Below are 17,878 nucleotides of genomic sequence, written 5' to 3' on the forward strand. Positions count from 1 at the left end.
TGGGGATGGGTCGGGATGGGGATCAGGTGCGCCGCAGCAGCGCGGGCAGCTTCAGCGACCCGAGCGCGACGGCGGAGATGAGGATGACGCCCTGCACGGTGTACTCAAGGGCCCCTGAGACGCCGTGGAGGTTGAGGAGGGTGAACAGGGCCTCGAGGGTGAAGGCCCCGGCGAGTGCGGCGACGAGCGCGCCGCGCCCGCCGCCCAGGACGACGCCGCCGAGCACGACGGCGGTGATGGCCTGGAACTCGAGGCCCTGGCCGACCTGGGCGGAGACCCCGGCGAAGCCGCCGAGCAGGATCGCGCACACCGCCGCCGACGCCCCCGAGACGACGAACGCGATGATCCTCACCCGGTGGATGCGCACGCCGGACAGCGCGGCCGTCCTGTCGTTGTCGCCCGTCGCGATGAGGGTCTTGCCGTAGTCGGCCCGCATCAGCGCGACCATCGCGATCGCGACGACGAGCAGGATCAGCACCGACCACGGGACGGGTCCGAGGCTGCCCCTGCCGAACATGCGGAACTCCTCGGTGAGCGCGCCGCGCGGCGCGCCGCCCGTCCACAGGAAGACCGCGCCGGACAGGACGAGCATCATGCCGAGCGTCGCGATGAACGAGGGCACCCGCAGCAGCGTGCTGACGAGCCCGTTGACGAGCCCGACCAGCGCGCCGAAGACGAGCAGCGCGATCAGGACGGGCCAGGTGGCGGCCGGGTCGCCGTCGATGAGCCGGGCGGCGATCACCACCTCGGCGGTGACCAGCGCGCCGACCGACAGGTCGAACTCGCCGGAGACGATGACGAAGTACTGGCCGGCGGCGAGGATCGCCAGCGGCGCGGCGCGCTTCACGAACGCCAGGAAGCCGGGCGGTTCGAGAAAGTACGGGTTGGCCTGGGCGATCAGCACGAGCAGCACGCCGAGCACGAGGAAGATCGGGAGGGTCCTGCTGCGCAGCACCGCGGCGAGCGGGCCGATGCGCTCGGCGAGGGACAGGGCCGGGAGGTCGGCCGCCGTGCCGCGCTTGTCCTGGGTGGGTCTCATCGGGACCGCCTTCCACGGGCGTAGACGGCGAGGGCCGCGACGATGACGACGCCGCGCACCACGTCCTTGGCGAAGGAGTTGACCTCCATCTGGTTGAAGACGCTGTCGAGCACCGCGAGCACGAGCACACCGCCGACGGTGCCCGCCACTCCCCCGCGTCCTCCGGCGAGCGCCGTGCCGCCGAGCACGACCGCGGCGATCGACTCGAGGTCGTAGCCGCCGTCGGAGCCGACGGTCGGTGACCCCGCGCCGAGCCGTGAGGCCAGCAGCAGCCCGGCGATCCCGGCGCACAGCGAGCACAGCACGTGGGTGGCGACGACGACGCGTCCGGTGCGCACGCCCGACAGCCGCGCGACCTCGGGTCCGCCGCCGACGGCGAAGATCCGGTAGCCGAGCGGGGTGCGGCGCAGCAGGAACCACGCGGCGAGCGCGATCGCGGCCCACAGCAGCGCGGAGACCGGGATCGGGCCGATCCTGTCGTAGCCGAGCCGCTGGAACGACTCGGGGACGCCGCCCGCGGGGCCGTCGTAGCGGTTCTCCAGGATGCCGCGGATCACCAGGGCCATGCCGAGCGTCGCGATGAACGCGTGCACCCGCAGGACGGTGATGATGAGCCCGTTCGCGAGTCCGATGAGCGCGCTCATCGCCAGGACCGCGCCGATCCCGGCGACGACCCCGTACTGGACCATCGTCTCCGCCGCGACCAGTGACGACAGGCTGATCAGGAACGCGACGGACAGGTCGAGCGACCCGGCGAGGATCGCGAGGGTCTGCCCGATCGCCACGATCCCGAGCGCCGCCGAGCGCTGCTGGATGCCGACGATGCTCTCCTGGCTGAACAGCTGTCCGCCGTCGACGGCGACGACCGCCCAGCCGACCACCACGAGGGCGAGCAGGGCGAGGAAGACGGGGGTCGCGGGGTTGTCCGCGCCGATGCCGCGCAGCGCGGCTACCGGCGACCGCCTTGGCGTGACTTGGGTCTGGGTCATGACGCGGCCGCCAGACGCATGACCGCCTCCTCCGACGGACCCCCCGGCAGCTCGCCCGCGATCGCGCCGTCCCGCAGCACGATGACGCGGTCGCTCATGCCGATGAGCTCCGGCAGTTCCGACGAGATGAGCAGCACCGCGAGGCCCCCTTCGGCGAGTTCCCTGACGAGTTCGTGGATCGCGGCCTTCGCGCCGACGTCGACGCCGCGCGTGGGCTCGTCGAACAGCAGCACCTTCGGGCCGACGGTCAGCCACTTGGCGAGCACGACCTTCTGCTGGTTGCCGCCCGACAGGTAGCCGGCCTCCTTGCCGGGGTCGGGCGGGGACAGCCGCACCCTGCGCAGCGTCCAGTTCACGTCGGTCATCCGGCGCGCGGGTCCGGCGCGGGCGACGAGCAGGGCGTTGTCCCTGACCGACTGCCGCAGCACGAGCCCCTCGGCCTTACGGTCCTCGGTGACCAGGCCGATCCCGGCGGCGATGCCCTCGCGGACGCCGCGCGGCCTGACCGGCGTCATCGTGCCCCGGGTGAAGGGCTCGGCGCCGTAGAGCGCCTTGACGAGCTCGGTGCGGCCCGAGCCCTGGAGCCCGGCGAGCCCGACGATCTCCCCTGCGCGCAGTTCGAGGGTGATGTCGCGCAGCACGTCGTTGCCGCAGTCCTCGACCGACAGCAGCACCTCGCCGGGCGGCGCGGACGCGCGCGGCGGGTAGTAGTCGGTGAGCTCGCGGCCGACCATGAGGTGGACGAGCCGTCCGGTGGTGAGGTCGGCGGCGTCCTCGGTCGCCACGAGCGCGCCGTCCTTGAGCACGGTGACGCGGTCGGCGAGCTCGAAGATCTCGCGCAGCCTGTGCGAGATGTAGACGACGGCGATGCCGCGTTCCTTGAGCCGTCGGACGAGCCCGTAAAGCAGTTCGACTTCGTGTTCGGCCAGGGCGGCGGTCGGCTCGTCCATCACGACGATCCGCGCGTCGACCGCGAGCGCCTTCACGATCTCCACGACCTGCTGCTGGGCGACCGACAGCCTGCGCACGAGCGCGCGCGGGCCGAAGGAGTCCTCGCCGAGCGAGCGCAGGAGCTCGGCCGTCGCGTTGTCCATCGCCTTGCGGTCGACAAGGCCGCGCCGGGTGGGCTCGCGGCCGAGGAAGACGTTCTCGGCGACGGTCCGCTCGGGCAGCAGCGTGAACTCCTGGTAGATGATCGCGACGCCCGCGCGCTGCGCGTCGAGCGGATGCTTGAACGAGACGGGCACGCCGTCGAGCTCGATCCGTCCCTCGTCGGGCTGGTGGACCCCGGCGAGGATCTTCATCAGGGTCGACTTGCCCGCGCCGTTCTCCCCGATGACGGCGTGGACCTGCCCGGCGGCCACGTCGAAGTCGACGCCGTGCAGGACGCGGACGCCGAGGAAGCTCTTGCCGATGCCGGACATCTTCAGCACAGCACCCACCCGCCCGTCTCGGCCGACTCCAGGACTGCGGCGGTGATGACGGCGGCGCGGGCACCGTCGGCGAAGGTCGGCAGGCCGTCAGGGACCTGCCCGCCGAGCGCGGTGTAGGCGTCGGCGACGAAGGCGTCGAAGCAGTCGTGGTAGCCGAGCGGGTGGCCGGCGGGCAGCGGCGAGTAGGGCCGCGCCGCGTCCGACAGGGACGCCGGGTCGCGCTGGACGAGCTGGGAGCCCTCGCGGCCGCCGACCCAGAGCCAGTCGGGGCGTTCCTGGTCGAAGGCGACGCTGCCCTCCGCGCCGGAGATCTCCAGGAACAGCCGGTTCTTGCGGCCCGGCGCGACCTGGCTCACCGCGGCGGTGCCGAGCGCGCCGTTCGCGGTGGTGAACTGGACTGTCGAGACGTCCTCGGTGCGCACGGGCGCGTGGGTGGCCCGCTCGGGCACCACGACCGCGGTCTGCGCGCTCACCTTCGCGATCCGGTCTCCGGTGACGAACTCCACGAGGTCGCACCAGTGCGAGCCGATGTCGCCGACGACCCTGCCGGGACCGCCGAGGTCGGGGTCGACCCGCCAGTCGTCGTCCTCGGGGCTGAGCAGCCAGTCCTGGAGGTAGCCGCCCTGGACGAGGCTGAGCCGTCCGAGGTCGCGGACGCGGGCGCGCGCCTCGCGGACCATCGGGTGGAAGCGGTACACGAAGGGGACGAAGCCCAGCAGTCCCTCGTCGGACGCGCGGGCCGCCATGAGCGCCGCGGTCTCGGCGTCGGTCGCGAGCGGCTTCTCGCAGACGACGGCGAGGCCCGCGTCGAGCGCCTTGAGCGTCAGGGGTGCGTGCAGGTGGTTGGGCACGCACACGTGGATCACGTCGATCGCGCCCGAGTCGATGAGGGCTTCGGCCGAGGCGAAGGCGCGTTCCGCGCCCCAGGCCGCGGCGGCCTCCGCGGCGCGTTCCCCGGTCGATCCCGCGACGCCGACGAGGCGCGCCCCGGACTGCCTGATCGACCTCGCGTGGACCCGTCCCATGAACCCGGTTCCCACGACGCCTACCCGGATTTGTGGTGACTGTCGCCGTTTGGTCTCCATATCTGCGGAGGCTAGATGGGACTTATGATTCTCGTCAAGCAAAAGTCTGACGTGACATGTCGGAACAAAACCTGGGATCATCAGAAGCAGGAACAAGGGGTGGTGACTTGACGACCGAGACAGCAGGAGCCGGCACACTGCTGACGATCCTTCGAGACGGCCAGGCGCGCACGCGCACCGAGTTGATGCGGCTCACCGGCCTCGCCAGGTCGACCGTGACCATCCGGCTCGACGGCCTGCTCGACCAGCGGTGGATCACCCCGGCCGGGCCGTCGGTCTCCTCCGGCGGACGTCCTGCCGTCGCGTTCGCGTTCAACCCGCGCGCCCGCGTCGTCCTCGCCGCCGACCTCGGCGCGATGCACGCCCGCGCGGCCGTCACCGACCTGTCCGCGCAGGTCATCGCCGAACACCGCGCCGAGATGGCCATCGCAGAAGGCCCCGAGAAGGTCCTCGGCTGGCTCGTCGACACCTTCACCGAACTGCTGGCCGACAGCGGTCACACCCTCGCCGACGTGTGCGGCGCGGGCGTCGGCCTCCCCGGGCCCGTCTCACACGACACGGGACGGCCCGTCAACCCGCCGATCATGCCCGGCTGGGACGGCTTCGACGTCCCCGGCTGGCTCGGCGCGCGGCTGCGCACCGCCGACCGCGAGGTGCCCGTCCTCGTCGACAACGACGTCAACATCATGGCGCTCGGCGAACACTGGGTGAGCGGCCACGCCGTCGAGCACATGCTCTTCGTCAAACTCGGCACCGGCATCGGCTCCGGCGTCATCACCGAACACCGGCTGCACCGCGGCGCGCAGGGCGCGGCGGGGGACATCGGCCACATCCGGACCGTCCGGCCGGGGGCCGTCGGGGCGGAAACCGTCTGCCGGTGCGGGAACACCGGCTGCCTCGAGGCAGTCGCGGGCGGCGCGGCGCTCACCGCGCGGCTGAACGAGGCCGGCCTTCCCGCGCGCACCGCCGAGGACGTCGTCCGGCACGTGCGGGCCGGCGAGCACACCGCGCTCGCCCTGGTCAGACAGGCCGGCCGCGACCTCGGCGAGGTGCTGTCGTCACTGGTGAACTTCTTCAACCCCGACCTCATCGTGGTCGGCGGGGAACTCGCCGACGCCGGGGAACACCTGATCGCGGGGGTTCGCGAACGCGTCTACAGCAGGTCGCTTCCACTGGCGACGGCCCACCTGCAGATCCGGGTGTCGGGCGCCGGGGAGCGCGCCGGGGTCGTCGGCGCCGCCGTGCTCGTCATCGAGGACGCCCTCGCCCCCGACGCGGTGGACCGTTCCCTGACCTGAACGGAACGTTCCCAAACCGCCGAATCGGGCGTGTTCGGACGGTGAGAACGGCGGTTCAGGGACCCCGCACCCCTTCAGCTCGGCGATCGGGACGCGCACGCGGCCGATCCCGCGCGGTGTCGTCGTGGTAGCTGTCGGGGGCGGCAGGAACTCGACGCCGTCGTCGGCGAGGGCGTCGACCGCCCCGGCCTCCCCGAAATATGCGGGAGCGCACTGCACAACCCGCCGCGCTCGTCCCGGTTCACCTGTGCGGATTGTCGAGTTCGACAGGATGGACGCTGGTCAGATCGCCTAGCTTGGACCCATGGCCGCCGAACACCGTCCCGACGCCCTGGACCTGGCGCTCCTGAACGCGCTCGCCGAACACCCGCGCGCCGGAGACCTCGAACTGTCCCGCCTCGTCAACGTCGCCCGCGCGACGGTCCAGAGCAGACTGCGCCGCCTCGAGGACACCGGCGTCATCCGCGACTGGTCCCCCACCCTCGACGTCGCCGCCGCGGGCTTCCCCGTCCACGCCTTCGTCAGCCTGGAAATCGCCCAGGGCGCGCTCACCGAAGTAGCCGACGAACTCGCCACCATCCCCGAGATCATCGAAGCCCACGCCACCACCGGCTCCCACGACGTCGTCTGCCGCGTAGCCGCCGCCTCCCACACCCAACTCCAAGACGTCCTCGTCCGCCTCAACCAATCCCCCTCCATCGTCCGCTCCACCAGCGTCATAGCCCTCTCCCCCCTCATCCACCCCCGCACCACCCCCCTCCTCACCACCACCGCCACCCCCACCCCCCGAGCCCCCGCCTACCGCACCCCCTAACCAACCGAAAGATCGCGAAGTCTGCGCCATTTGCCGCAAGTGAGAATCACACATGCCTGTAGATCTCGGTAGGAAAGTGTCGATCTACAGCAAGGCGGACCCTCATGCGATTCTTCGCGGCCACCGTCGTCGCCCTCCTCGCGGCGGTGCTCCCGGCCCCCGTCCCGGCCTCGGCTAACGTCACCGACCTCCGCGTCTCCCTCACCGCGGTCCCCGCCGGATGCGCCACCCCACCGACCCTCACCGGGCTCGTGGAGCTCGAGCGGGACGGCGTCTGGGGGCCGATCGGCTCGATGCCGCAGGTGATGGTCAACATCCAGGGCCGCCCCGTCGACCTTCCCGGCGCGCCCTGGATCGCCTACGCCGCGCTCCCCGCCACCCCCGGCGTCGGCGACTTCTCCTGGCCCGCCCAGATCCAGCGGCCCACCGAGTTCAGGATCACCGCCTACTACGGCGGCCCGTTCCCGCAGGCGTCCGCGGGACCCGTCGTGCTCGAGCCGGGGGCTCACCAGCCGCCCGCGGGCGAGGCGAGCGACCTGCGCGTGTCGGTCGCCGCGAACGCCGCGACGGCGTCGACGCCGCCGACCCTGACCGGGCTTGTCGAGGTGCGGAAGAACGGCGCGTGGGAGCCTGTCCCGTCACCGTCCCTCATGGTCTACGGCCGTCCGGCGGGCGACGCCGAGGCCGCGTGGTCGGTCTATGGGAATGTCGAGTCCGGTCCCGACGGTACCTACGTGTGGAACGGCGCGGGCTGGGGCCCGCAGATGACACTGGAGTTCCACATCGTCGCCCGTTACCCGGAGGGCTTCGCCGCCTTCTCCGAGCTCGTCACCCTTGAGTTGACCGCGAGCTGATGCGCCGGCTGCGGGGGCCTCGTCAGGGTTGGGGGATGGGGGCTTCGGTGGAGGCCAGGGCGCTGAGGGCGAGGCGTTCGTTGCGGGCCAGGTGGTGTTCGATGGCGGCGGCCGCGGTGTCGGGGTCGCGGGTGCGGAAGGCGGCGACGAGTTCGAGGTGGGCCTCGCCGCGGCGGTGGTGCTCGGCCGGGTCGGGGTCAAGCTTGCCGAAGCCGATGCGGATGTAGCGTTCGGCGGCGCGCCAGAGCGTCAGCAGGACGCGGATGTCCCAGGCGCTCGCGGCGGGGGCGAGCAGCGCGAGGTGGAACGTGTGGTGGTCCTCGTAGATGTCGCCCATCGCCTGGGTCTCGTGGCCGAAACCCGCCGCCTCGGCCTGGAGCGCCTCGAGTTCGGCGTCGGTGAGGGCGAGGCAGGAGCGCCGGGCGATCGACGGCTCAAGGACGCGGCGCATCTGGTAGATGCCCTGCAGGTCCTCGAGGTCGAGCGGCGCGACCATGGCGCTGCGGCCGGGACGGTTGTGCACGAGGCCCTCGCCCTCGAGGCTGCGCAGCGCCTCGCGGACCGGGATGAAGCTGACGTCGAGCATTCCCGCGAGCTCGCGCAGCGAGTACTCTCCGCCGGGGGCCAGCCCGCCGGACAGGATCGAGCGCCGCAGTTCCTCGGTGACCTGCTCGACGACCGACCGCGAGGCGATGGGACGCACCGTCGCTCGAGATGAACCCACGTGGATGCGCCGTCCTTCCGATGACCGCTGGAGATATCAACTATAGCGTCTGTCCCTTCAGAGAAGTCTCTGCTATATGTGATAACACTATGCGGAAAGGAGGCGGTTTCATGACGACAGCGACGATCACCCTGACGGAGGGCGACGCGGATCGGCTCGAGGTGCTGCGCGCGGTGCAGGAGAGGGTCCTATGGCTCTCCACCGCGATCGTCGACCACGCCAACCGGGTGCGCCCCAACCCCAGCGGGCTCAAGGTGGGCGGCCACCAGGCGTCCTCGGCCTCGATGGTCTCGATCATGACCGTGCTGTGGTTCGAGCAGCTCACCGCCGCCGACCGGGTCTCGGTCAAGCCGCACGCCTCGCCGGTCCTGCACGCGATCAACTACCTGATCGGCGAGCTCGAGGAGAAGTACCTCACCACCCTGCGCGAGTTCGGCGGCCTGCAGAGCTACCCGAGCCGCGCCAAGGACCCCGACCCGGTGGACTACTCCACGGGCTCGGTCGGCATCGGCGCGACCGCCCCGATCTGGGGCGCGCTGTCGCGCCGCTACCTCGACGCGCGGATCGGCGGCGTCGGCACCGGCCGCCAGTACTCGCTGGTCGGCGACGCCGAGCTCGACGAGGGCGCGGTCTGGGAGGCGATCCTCGACCCGATGGTGGGCGAGCTCGGCGAGGTCTGCTGGATCGTCGACGTCAACCGCCAGTCGCTCGACCGCGTGGTGCCCGAGATCGGGGCGAACCGGCTGCGCGGGATGTTCGAGTCCGCGGGCTGGCAGGTCCTCACCGCCAAGTACGGCGGCCTGCTCGGCGCCCTGTTCGAGCGGCCCGGCGGGCAGGCGCTGCGCCGGCGTCTTGACGAGATGTCGAACCCGGAGTTCCAGCGGCTCATCCGCTGCACGCCCGCGCAGCTGCGCGACCGCCTTCCCGGCGTCGGGCCCGACGCGGCGGAGGTGCGCGCCCTGCTCGACACCCTTGACGACGCGACGGTCCACGCCGCGATCCGCGACCTCGGCGGCCACGACCTCGACGTGCTCAGCCAGACGTTCGAGGCCATCGACGACACCCGCCCGACCGTCATCTTCGCCTACACGGTGAAGGGCTACGGCCTGGCCAGCGAGGGCCACCCGCAGAACCACTCGTCGCTGCTGACCGGCGAGCAGATCGCCGAGCTCGCCGCGCGCGTCGGCGTCTCCCCCGAGCAGCCGTGGGCGAAGTTCGCGGAGGGCTCCCCCGAGTCCCTGCTGTGCGCGCGTACCGCCGCCCGGCTGCGCCGTGCCGCGCCCGAGGTGAAGGCGGTCCCGGCGATCCCGTCGGACATCGGCCGCACGCCGGTCGGCAGGTCGAGCAGCCAGGCCGCGCTCGGCCGCACCCTGCTCGACCTCAGCAGGGCCGCGCCGGACGCGGCGCGCCGGATCGTCACGCTCGCGCCCGACGTCAGCTCGTCCACGAACCTTGGCGGCTGGGTCAACAAGGTCGGCGTCTGGTCGGCCACCGACCGGCACGACTGGTTCGGCGACGACCCGGAAACGATCCTGCACTGGCGGGAGAAGCCGACCGGCCAGCACGTCGAGCTCGGGATCGCCGAGGTGAACCTCGTCGGCCTGCTCGGCGAGCTCGGCGCGACCTGGAGCCGGTGGGGCGAGCCGCTGCTGCCGATCGGCGTCGTCTACGACCCGTTCGTCCAGCGCGCGCTTGAGCCGTGGTCCTTCGGGATCTACGCGGGCGGCCAGTCGATCCTCGTCGGCACCCCGTCCGGCGTCACGCTCGCGCCCGAGGGCGGCGCGCACCAGTCGATCACCACGCCGTCGGTGGGGCTTGAGCAGCCCGGGTGCATCACGTATGAGCCCGCGTTCGCGATCGACGTCGAATGGACGCTGCTCGCCTCGCTCGCCAAGCTCGGCCGTCCCGACGGCACCTCGGCGTACCTGCGGCTGTCCACCCGCCCGGTCGACCAGTCGCTGGCCGACGTGCCCGCCGACCCCGCCGCGCGCGAGCTGCGGCGCAAGCAGGTCGTCGCGGGCGGCTACCTGCTGCGCCGCTGCGAGGGCGCGCCCGCGGTGACGATCGCCGCGATGGGCGCGGTGATGACCGAGGCCCTCGCCGCCGCCGACCGGCTGACCGCCCTTGGCATGCCCGCCGACGTCGTCTGCGTGACGAGCCCCGGACTGCTGTTCGAGGCGCTCAACGAACGCGACTCCGCGGTCCTTGAGGGGGCGTTCCCCGCCCACCGCAAGGCCCCTCTCGTCACCGTCCTCGACGGCCACCCGCACACCCTCGCCTTCCTCGCCGGAATCCACCGGGAGCGGGCGCGTCACCTTGGCGTCACGCGGTTCGGGCAGTCCGGAGACCTTGACGACGTGTACCGCCACCACGGCCTCGACGCCGACAGCGTCGTGGCCGCGGCACTCGACCTGCGCTGAACCGAAAGAGAGACCCATGACCACCGCCCCCTGCCTCATGTGCGCGCTCGAAGACGCGCATGAGGACTCCGTCGTCTTCCGCGATCCCCTGTGGGCCGCGGAGATCGCGCCCGGCTACGACGTCCCCGGATGGTTCGTGCTGCGCGCCCGCAGGCACGCCGAACTGCTGACCGGGCTCGACGACGCCGAGCTCGCCGCGTTCGGGGTGCGCGCCAGGAACCTGACGGCGGCCGTCACCGCGGCCACCGGCGCGCCCGCCACGTACCTGATGGCGTTCGGCGAGAACCACCGGCACTTCCACGTGCTGATCAGCGCGCGCGGCGAGGACGTCCCGCCCGAGCTGCGGGGCGGCAACATCCTCAAGCTCCGCGAGTCGCGGCTCGACCCCGCCGCGTCGCTCGCGCTGCTCCCCGCGGTCCGCGACGCCTACCGGCAGCTCATCCCCGCCTGAACCCGATCTTCTCGACAATTCGTTCGAAGTACCCGCTCGAACGAATCCCCGGCTTGCTGTTATCAAATATAGCTACTACCTTGTGCAGTGGGTCACACCGTGGTCCCGCCGCCGACATCGCAGTCCCCACCAGGAGGTTCCCGATGGCCACCCCGAAATTCGCTCACGTCGTCCTCCAGACCGGTCAGCCCACCGAGATGCGCGACTGGTACTGCACGGTTCTCGACGGGCACACCGTCTACCAGGACCAGGCGCTGTGCTTCATCACCTTCGATGAGGAGCACCACCGGATCGCGCTGCTCACCCCGCCGATGCCGCTGGAGCGCAAGAGCCCGACCACCGCGGCGATGCACCACGTCGCCTACACCTTCGCCGACATCGACGAGCTGCTCGACCGGTACGTACTGCTCCGCGACAAGGGCATCACGCCCGCGGTATGCATCGCCCACGGCGTCACCACGTCGATGTACTACCGCGACCCCGACGGCAACTTCGTGGAGATGCAGATCGACAACTTCGCCGAGCCCGACGACGCGACCGGCTACATGAACGGCCCCGAGTACGCCGGCGACTCCGTCGGCCCGGCGTTCGACCCCGAGCGCCTGCTCGCCGCCCGCGCCGCCGGCGCGTCGGTCGAGGAGCTCACCGGCCGCGCCTGGTCCATCGAGCAGAACCTCCCGGCTCCCATGGGCGTCCTCCTCGGCGCCTGACCCTGCCCCTGGCTCGCGGAGCCCCGGGGCACGGCAGGTGACGGGGCCGGGTGCGGCGCGGTGCCGCCCCCGGCCCGTCTGGCTTGCGGTTTGTCGTGACTCATGTGATTTGTCGTCGTTTATAAGGAGAATTGTCATGCGTATCGCCAATGTGGGGGGACGGCTCTCCCTTATCGACGCCGACGGCCGGGCTGTCGATGTGGAGCGTGCCAGCGGTGGTGCGTTCGGCTCGGACCCGCAGGCCGTGTACGGCGACTGGGCGCGGTTCCGCGAGTGGGCCGCCACCGCGACCCTGCCCGAGGGCGAGGCGTTCGAGGTCGACGCGCTCGGCGCGCCCGCCCCCGCGCCGCGTCAGGTCATCGCGGTGGGCCTCAACTACAGCGACCACGCCAAGGAGGCGGGTCTCGGGGTGCCCGAGGGCCTGCCGCCGCTGTTCACCAAGTTCGCCAGCAGCATCACCGGCCCGGTCACCCAGGTGCGGCTGCCCGAGGGCGGGAACACCGACTGGGAGGTCGAGCTCGTCGTCGTCATCGGCAAGGAGGCGCGCGACGTCAGCGAGGACCGGGCCTGGGAGTACGTCGCCGGGCTCACCGCCGGGCAGGACATCTCCGAGCGCATCACCCAGCTCGCCGGGCAGGCGCCCCAGTTCAGCCTCGGCAAGTCCTTCCCCGGCTTCACGCCGACCGGCCCGTGGCTGGTGACGCCCGACGAGTTCGCCGACCCCGACGACGTCGAGCTGTCCTGCGCGGTCAACGGCGAAGAGATGCAGAAGAGCCGCACCTCGAACCTGATCTTCCCGGTCCCCACGCTCATCGCGAAGCTCTCGGCGATCATCCCGCTGCTGCCCGGCGACATCCTGTTCACCGGCACCCCGGCCGGCGTCGGCCTGGGCCGCGACCCCCAGCTCTTCCTCGCCGACGGCGACGTGCTCGTCAGCCGCATCGAGGGCATCGGCGAACTCCGCCAGACCTTCACCGCCTGACCCCCACAGCACCCGACCAAGGCCCATCCCGCCGCGGTCTCCCCGAAAGGCCCCGACGGCACACCCTCGCCGCCGGGGCCTTCGCCCCCACCCCCAACCCCCACCCAACCCCCACCCGACTCCACCCGACTCCACCCGACCCCCACACCTCACCCCACAGCCCACATAGCAAGCGCCCACGTAGGACCCACACAGTGAGCCGCACGCGAGCGCGCACGGCGAGTTCGCGCAGCGAGCCCGCACGGCTATCTCGTACGGCGAGCCCGCACGGCTATCTCGTACGGCGAGCCCGCGCAGCTAGTTCGCCCAGCGAGCCCCCGAATGGCGAGCCCGTGCGGCGAGTTCGCGCCGCGAGCCCGTATGGCGAGACCGCACGGCTAGTTCGCGGCGAGCCCGCACGGCGAACGCACGCGGTGAGCCCGTGCGGCGAGTTCGCACGGCGAGCCCACACGCCGGGTTCGCACGGCGAACGCACCAGCGAGCCCACGCGGTGAGCCCATATGGCGAGGCCGTGCGGCTAGTTCGGGGCGAGCCCGCGCGGAGAACGCACACAGCGAGCCCGTGCGGGGAGCGCACGCGGCGAGTTCGTACGGCGAGCCCGCGCGCTGGGTTCGTGCGGGGAGCGCACGCAGTTAGCCCGCACGGTGGGTTCGCGCAGCGAGCCGCGCGCGGTGAGCGCGTGCGGGGAGTTTGCGCGGTGGGTGCATGCGGCGGGCCCGCTCGGCGGGTTCGCACGGCGGGTGTGGGGGGTGGGTGGGGTGGGGAGGTGGGGTGACCGGCCGGGGGAGTGGGGTGGGCCCGGCCGGTCTGGGGGTTGGTTCGTGGGTCAGGCGGAGGTGGGGGTGGTGCAGGTGTAGGCGAAGGCGAGCTGCTTGAGGTGGATGGAGGCGCCGAGAAGGTGGTGGTCCAGGGAGTGGCCTACTCGGGGGGCGATCTCGGAGGTGGCGCCGGCGCCGTCGGCGAAGTACTCGATGAAGTCGGCGAGGGCGGCGGGCGAGGTGTCCCAGAGGGCGTCGAACTCCGCGAGGAAGTTCTGGACGGGGGCCTCGACCTGGGCGGCGACCTTGGCGAGCCGCTCGCGGGCCCAGACGGGCGCGCGCTTCAACTCGATCATCGGGGTGAGCGCGTAGGTCGTGTGCGCCGCCTTGCGCGCCTCCTCGCTGAAGGTCCCCTCGGGGCCGAACATGACGGCGTCGCGCTCGGGCACCGGAAGGTCGATCATCCCGGTGACGGGGATCGCGCCGAGCTGCTCGGACGCGCCGCCCGCCGGGATCCGCGCGCCCATGCCGGAGACCGTGACGCCGAGCAGGTTCCACACGGGGCGGCGCGCGGCCACCTCGAGCGCGATCATGCCGCCGATGGAGTGCCCGACGAGGACGACGCCGCTCGCGCCGAGCTCGGCGACCTTCTGCCTGATGACGGCGTCGAGGATCTCGGCCTGCCGCGCGAAGTCGTTCTCCTCGTCCTCGAGGGTGCCGCTGCCGCCGTATCCGGGACGGTCGATCGTGAGGACGGGGAAGCCGCTGCGCAGGGCGATGTCGATGAAGGAGCCGAGCGGTCCGCCCGCGACTCCGAAATAGGCGCTGGTGTAAGTGCCGCCGTGAAGGCAGACGAGCAAGGGCATGGCCGCCTCGAAGCCGGGCCGATGGAAACTCGTCGCCACCGGAATGTCGTCGACGACGATGACTCGCTCTTCCATGGAGATCTCCTGACTGTGCGGATCGGGGGTGGGGGTACTGGTGACCCGCTGACACCTGCTGTAAGTTAACAGATATATGTGATAACAGCTAGAGAGGAGCTCGAGAGATCGTACTCTCGAGAGCTGTGACCGGAGAATGAGGAACCAATGACAGTAGCCGACGCGCTGCCCCACCACGTCCCCGTATTGATCGCGGGCGCCGGTCCCGTCGGCCTCGCCGTCGCCATGGAACTCGAGTTCCACGGCGTCGAGTGCCTTGTGGTCGAGCCGAGGGGCGCGGTCTCGTGGCTGCGGCCGCGCGCGAAGACCACCTCCACCCGCACGATGGAGCATTTCCGCCGCTGGGGGCTCGCCGAGGCGCTGCGCAAGGGCGCGCCGCTGCCGGTCAGCTGGTCGGACGAGGCGGTGTTCTGCACGAGCCTCACCGGCCGGGAGATCACCCGTTTCACCGGCTGCCTCGGCCTCGACCTGACCGGCTCCGACCTCGCCGCCGAGCCCGGCCAGCAGGTGCCGCAGCCGGTGGTCGAGGACCTCATGCGCCAGACGGTCGGGCCACGTCTGGCCACCGGCTACCGGGTGAACACCGTCGCGCAGGACGCCGACGGCGCCACCGTCGAGGTCATCGACGAGCAGGGCGTGAGCCACACGGTCCGGGCGGACTACGTGGTGGGGTGCGAGGGCGGCCGCAGCGTGGTGCGCGCGGCGCTCGGCGCGAAGTACGAGGGCGTGGACACCAGCCGGCCGAACCTGAGCATCGTGTTCCGCGCGCCCGAGCTGGCCGAGCACGTCGCGTTCGGGCCGGCCGTCCACTACTGGGTGCTCAACCCCGACCAGCCGGGACTCATCGGACGGTTGGACCTCGACGACACATGGTGGTGCATCGCCCAGGGCGTGGAGCCGGAGACCTGCCCGCTCACCCCCGCCGAGCTCGTCCACGCCGTCACCGGCGCGGACGTCGAGGTGGAGATCCTCGCGACCGACGCCTGGCGCGCCAGGATGCTGCTGGCCAGCGAGTACGGCCACGGCCGCCTGTTCATCGCGGGCGACGCCGCGCACCAGAACCCGCCGTGGGGCGGCCACGGGTTCAACACCGGCATCGGCGACGCCGTCAACCTCGGCTGGAAACTCGCCGCGGTCGTCAACGGGTGGGCCCCCGCGGAGCTGCTCGAGAGCTACGGGGCCGAGCGCAGGCCGATCGCGGCGCAGACGATCGACGAGGCCGCGCAGAACATGAGCACCCTCGCGCCCGAACTGTCCGACCCGAGGCTTTTCGGGTCCGACGCGGAGTTCCAGGAGGCGGTGCCCGCGGTCGCGGCGGCGGTGCAGACCTCCAAGGCGCAGGAGTTCCACAGCCTTCCGCTGACGCTCGGCTACCACTACGCGGGCTCCCCGATCGTGGCCGACGAGCCGGGCGCGGCGACGCCGTCGGAGGACAGGGTGTACCGGCCGACGGCCGCGCCGGGGCACCGGTTGCCGCACCGCTGGCTCGCCGAGGGCGACTCGCTGTACGACCGCCTCGGTCCCGAGTTCACCCTCGTGGGCGACCTGTCGTCGCCGGAGGCGGCGAGCCTGCTCGACGCGGCGCGCGCGGCCTCGGTCCCGGTGGCCGAGCTCGATCTGCGCGGCCCCGAGTGGGTCGAGCTGTTCGGCGCTCCGCTCGTCCTGGTCAGGCCGGACCAGCACGTCGCCTGGCGCGGTTCGGACGTGCCGGACGCCGCCGCGATCGTCCGCAGGGCGGTCGGGGCGGCCTAGGCCGCCGTGGGGTTCCGCCCGGGGATTCTCCGGGCGGCACACCCTTGCTGTTATCAAATATAGCTGCTACTTTTCCGGTGTCGCCCCGGGGTCTCCCCGGGGAACACCGCATGATTGGTTTCCGCACGGCAGCCCAATCCCCCGCTGTCGCGCGAACGTCTCACCCACCCCCGCGGTATCGAAATTCCCAGGAGCGTCGCGACGCGCACCGGAATTGCCGCGCGCGCTCGGCGGGACTCCTTTCCATGCATTAAGGAGATTCGCCGTTCCTTTCCGGGACTCTACTCGGAAAGGGCGAGGACGTCGGCAAAACCGTCCGCCCCCACGAAAGGCATCGCGATGTGCGTCAACGAATGGATCCGACGCGACTTCGCCATGCCCGCCGCCGTCGCCGGCACCGCCGTCGCGACCGCCTCCGCGCCCGTCGCGGCGGTGGCGCGCGCCCGCGCGCGGCGGATTCCCGCGCCGAGGGTCGCGCTCACCAACGTCAGGGTCTTCGACGGCAACGGGCTGACCGGTCCCCGCACCGTCGTCATCGACCACGGGGTGATCGGGCTCAGCGCCGTCGGCGCGCGGAAGGTCGACTGCGGCGGCGCGGTCCTGCTGCCCGGCCTGATCGACTCCCACGTCCACGTACGCGACATGACGGCCCTCGATGCGCTCGCCGCGCACGGCGTCACGACCGCGTTGGACATGGCGAGCTTCCCGGCGGGCGCGCTCACCCCGCTGCGCGGCATTCCCGGGCTGACCGACCTTCGCAGCGCGGGCACCCCCGCCGTCGCGCCGGGCAGCCCGCAGAGCGGCCTGCCGACGTTCCCGCAGTCCGGCGTCGTCATCGGCCCCGAGCAGGCCGACGCGTTCGTCGCCGCGCGGCTCGCCGAGCACGCGGATCACATCAAGATCATCGTTGACGACTCCGGCCTCGACCAGGCGACCGTCACCGCGCTCACCGAGGCCGCGCAACGCCTCGGCAGGCTCGTCATGGCGCACGCGACGACCGCCACGGCCGTCGACCGCGCCCTCACCGCGGGCGTCGACATGATCCACCACGTGCCGCTCGACGCGCCCGTCACCGCCGCGACCGCCGCGCGTTACGTGCGCGGCGCGACCGCCGCCGTGCCCACGCTGACGATGATGGAGGGCTTCGCCGGGCTCGGCGTCCCCGGCCACGCCTACGCGTCCGCGCGGGCGGGCGTCGCGGCGCTGCACAAGGCCGGCGCGCTGATCCTCGCGGGCACCGACGCCAACGCGACGCCCGGCATCCCGGTGCACCCGCCCTTCGGCGCGAGCCTGCACCGGGAACTCGAACTGCTCGTGGACGCCGGGCTCAGCACCGTCGAGGCGCTGCGCGCGGCGACGGCCTCGCCCGCGCGGGCGTTCCGCCTGTACGACCGCGGCGCGATCCGCCCCGGCAACCGTGCCGACCTCGTGCTCGTCGACGGCGATCCCGTCGCCGACATCCGCGCGACCCGTGCCGTCCAGCGCGTCTGGATCGGCGGGGTGGCGCACTCCTGAGGCCGCTGCCGCCGCCCGGCCATCTCCCGGGCGGCGGCGGCCGACGGTTCCGCGCCCGTCCCGGCGGGCGCGGGGCCGGGGGGCCCCGGCCGCCCCCGGGCGGCCCCCCCCCG

The 17,878-nt window shown here is 72.2% G+C and carries 15 protein-coding genes; 9 read left to right on the plus strand and 6 right to left on the minus strand.

Annotated elements, in window-relative coordinates; genetic code table 11:
• Window positions 1-22: 22 nt before the first annotated feature.
• From R9X44_RS21795 to R9X44_RS21810, 4 genes are read right to left on the minus strand one after another with little or no spacing between them, the layout of a single operon-like run.
• Complete coding sequence (locus R9X44_RS21795) at window positions 23-1,039, minus strand: ABC transporter permease (RefSeq protein ID WP_319816086.1); 1,017 nt, start codon at window positions 1,037-1,039, stop codon at window positions 23-25.
• Window positions 1,036-2,028 (minus strand): ABC transporter permease, encoded by a 993-nt coding sequence (locus R9X44_RS21800; RefSeq protein WP_319816087.1) that lies wholly within the window; start codon window positions 2,026-2,028, stop codon window positions 1,036-1,038. Before R9X44_RS21800 ends, R9X44_RS21795 begins: the two co-directional genes overlap by 4 nt.
• On the minus strand, window positions 2,025-3,470 hold the full coding sequence (locus R9X44_RS21805) for a sugar ABC transporter ATP-binding protein (protein WP_319816088.1): 1,446 nt from the start codon (window positions 3,468-3,470) through the stop codon (window positions 2,025-2,027). Before R9X44_RS21805 ends, R9X44_RS21800 begins: the two co-directional genes overlap by 4 nt.
• Complete coding sequence (locus R9X44_RS21810) at window positions 3,455-4,546, minus strand: Gfo/Idh/MocA family oxidoreductase (RefSeq protein ID WP_319816089.1); 1,092 nt, start codon at window positions 4,544-4,546, stop codon at window positions 3,455-3,457. Before R9X44_RS21810 ends, R9X44_RS21805 begins: the two co-directional genes overlap by 16 nt.
• Window positions 4,547-4,602: 56 nt before the next feature.
• Between R9X44_RS21810 and R9X44_RS21815 the strand changes: the two genes are divergently transcribed.
• The 3 genes from R9X44_RS21815 to R9X44_RS21825 all read left to right on the plus strand — a co-directional run bounded on the left by R9X44_RS21815 (window position 4,603) and on the right by R9X44_RS21825 (window position 7,512).
• On the plus strand, window positions 4,603-5,844 hold the full coding sequence (locus R9X44_RS21815) for an ROK family protein (protein ID WP_413774969.1): 1,242 nt from the start codon (window positions 4,603-4,605) through the stop codon (window positions 5,842-5,844).
• A 304-nt stretch (window positions 5,845-6,148) separates the two neighbouring features.
• Window positions 6,149-6,658, plus strand: a complete 510-nt coding sequence (locus tag R9X44_RS21820; protein WP_319816091.1) for an Lrp/AsnC family transcriptional regulator — start codon at window positions 6,149-6,151, stop codon at window positions 6,656-6,658.
• A gap of 104 nt (window positions 6,659-6,762) precedes the next feature.
• Entirely contained in the window at window positions 6,763-7,512 is a 750-nt protein-coding gene (locus tag R9X44_RS21825) for a hypothetical protein (protein WP_319816092.1), read from the plus strand.
• A 22-nt stretch (window positions 7,513-7,534) separates the two neighbouring features.
• Here the strand turns inward: R9X44_RS21825 and R9X44_RS21830 are convergent, their stop codons facing one another.
• Window positions 7,535-8,236: a GntR family transcriptional regulator gene (locus R9X44_RS21830; RefSeq protein ID WP_319816093.1), complete on the minus strand. Its 702-nt coding sequence runs from the start codon at window positions 8,234-8,236 to the stop codon at window positions 7,535-7,537.
• A gap of 110 nt (window positions 8,237-8,346) precedes the next feature.
• On the opposite strand from R9X44_RS21830, the gene R9X44_RS21835 reads away from it, so the two are divergent.
• From R9X44_RS21835 to R9X44_RS21850, 4 genes are all read left to right on the plus strand, one after another.
• Window positions 8,347-10,656, plus strand: a complete 2,310-nt coding sequence (locus R9X44_RS21835) for a transketolase-like TK C-terminal-containing protein (protein WP_319816094.1) — start codon at window positions 8,347-8,349, stop codon at window positions 10,654-10,656.
• A gap of 16 nt (window positions 10,657-10,672) precedes the next feature.
• Complete coding sequence (locus tag R9X44_RS21840) at window positions 10,673-11,107, plus strand: hypothetical protein (protein WP_319816095.1); 435 nt, start codon at window positions 10,673-10,675, stop codon at window positions 11,105-11,107.
• Window positions 11,108-11,250: 143 nt separating this feature from the next.
• Window positions 11,251-11,817 (plus strand): VOC family protein, encoded by a 567-nt coding sequence (locus R9X44_RS21845; protein WP_319816096.1) that lies wholly within the window; start codon window positions 11,251-11,253, stop codon window positions 11,815-11,817.
• Window positions 11,818-11,953: 136 nt separating this feature from the next.
• Window positions 11,954-12,799, plus strand: coding sequence for a fumarylacetoacetate hydrolase family protein (locus R9X44_RS21850; protein WP_319816097.1), 846 nt, complete (start codon window positions 11,954-11,956; stop codon window positions 12,797-12,799).
• 826 nt (window positions 12,800-13,625) lie between these two features.
• Here the strand turns inward: R9X44_RS21850 and R9X44_RS21855 are convergent.
• On the minus strand, window positions 13,626-14,498 hold the full coding sequence (locus R9X44_RS21855; RefSeq protein WP_319816098.1) for an alpha/beta hydrolase family protein: 873 nt from the start codon (window positions 14,496-14,498) through the stop codon (window positions 13,626-13,628).
• Window positions 14,499-14,645: 147 nt separating this feature from the next.
• Between R9X44_RS21855 and R9X44_RS21860 the strand changes: the two genes are divergently transcribed.
• Both R9X44_RS21860 and R9X44_RS21865 read left to right on the plus strand, forming a co-directional pair.
• The gene (locus R9X44_RS21860; protein WP_319816099.1) at window positions 14,646-16,250 is read left to right on the plus strand and encodes an FAD-dependent monooxygenase; all 1,605 of its coding nucleotides are present in this window, start codon (window positions 14,646-14,648) and stop codon (window positions 16,248-16,250) included.
• 339 nt (window positions 16,251-16,589) lie between these two features.
• Entirely contained in the window at window positions 16,590-17,765 is a 1,176-nt protein-coding gene (locus R9X44_RS21865) for an amidohydrolase family protein (protein ID WP_319816100.1), read from the plus strand.
• The last annotated feature ends 113 nt before the right edge of the window (window positions 17,766-17,878 follow it).

Source organism: Actinocorallia sp. A-T 12471 (genome assembly GCF_033875155.1).
Taxonomy (GTDB): domain Bacteria; phylum Actinomycetota; class Actinomycetes; order Streptosporangiales; family Streptosporangiaceae; genus Actinocorallia.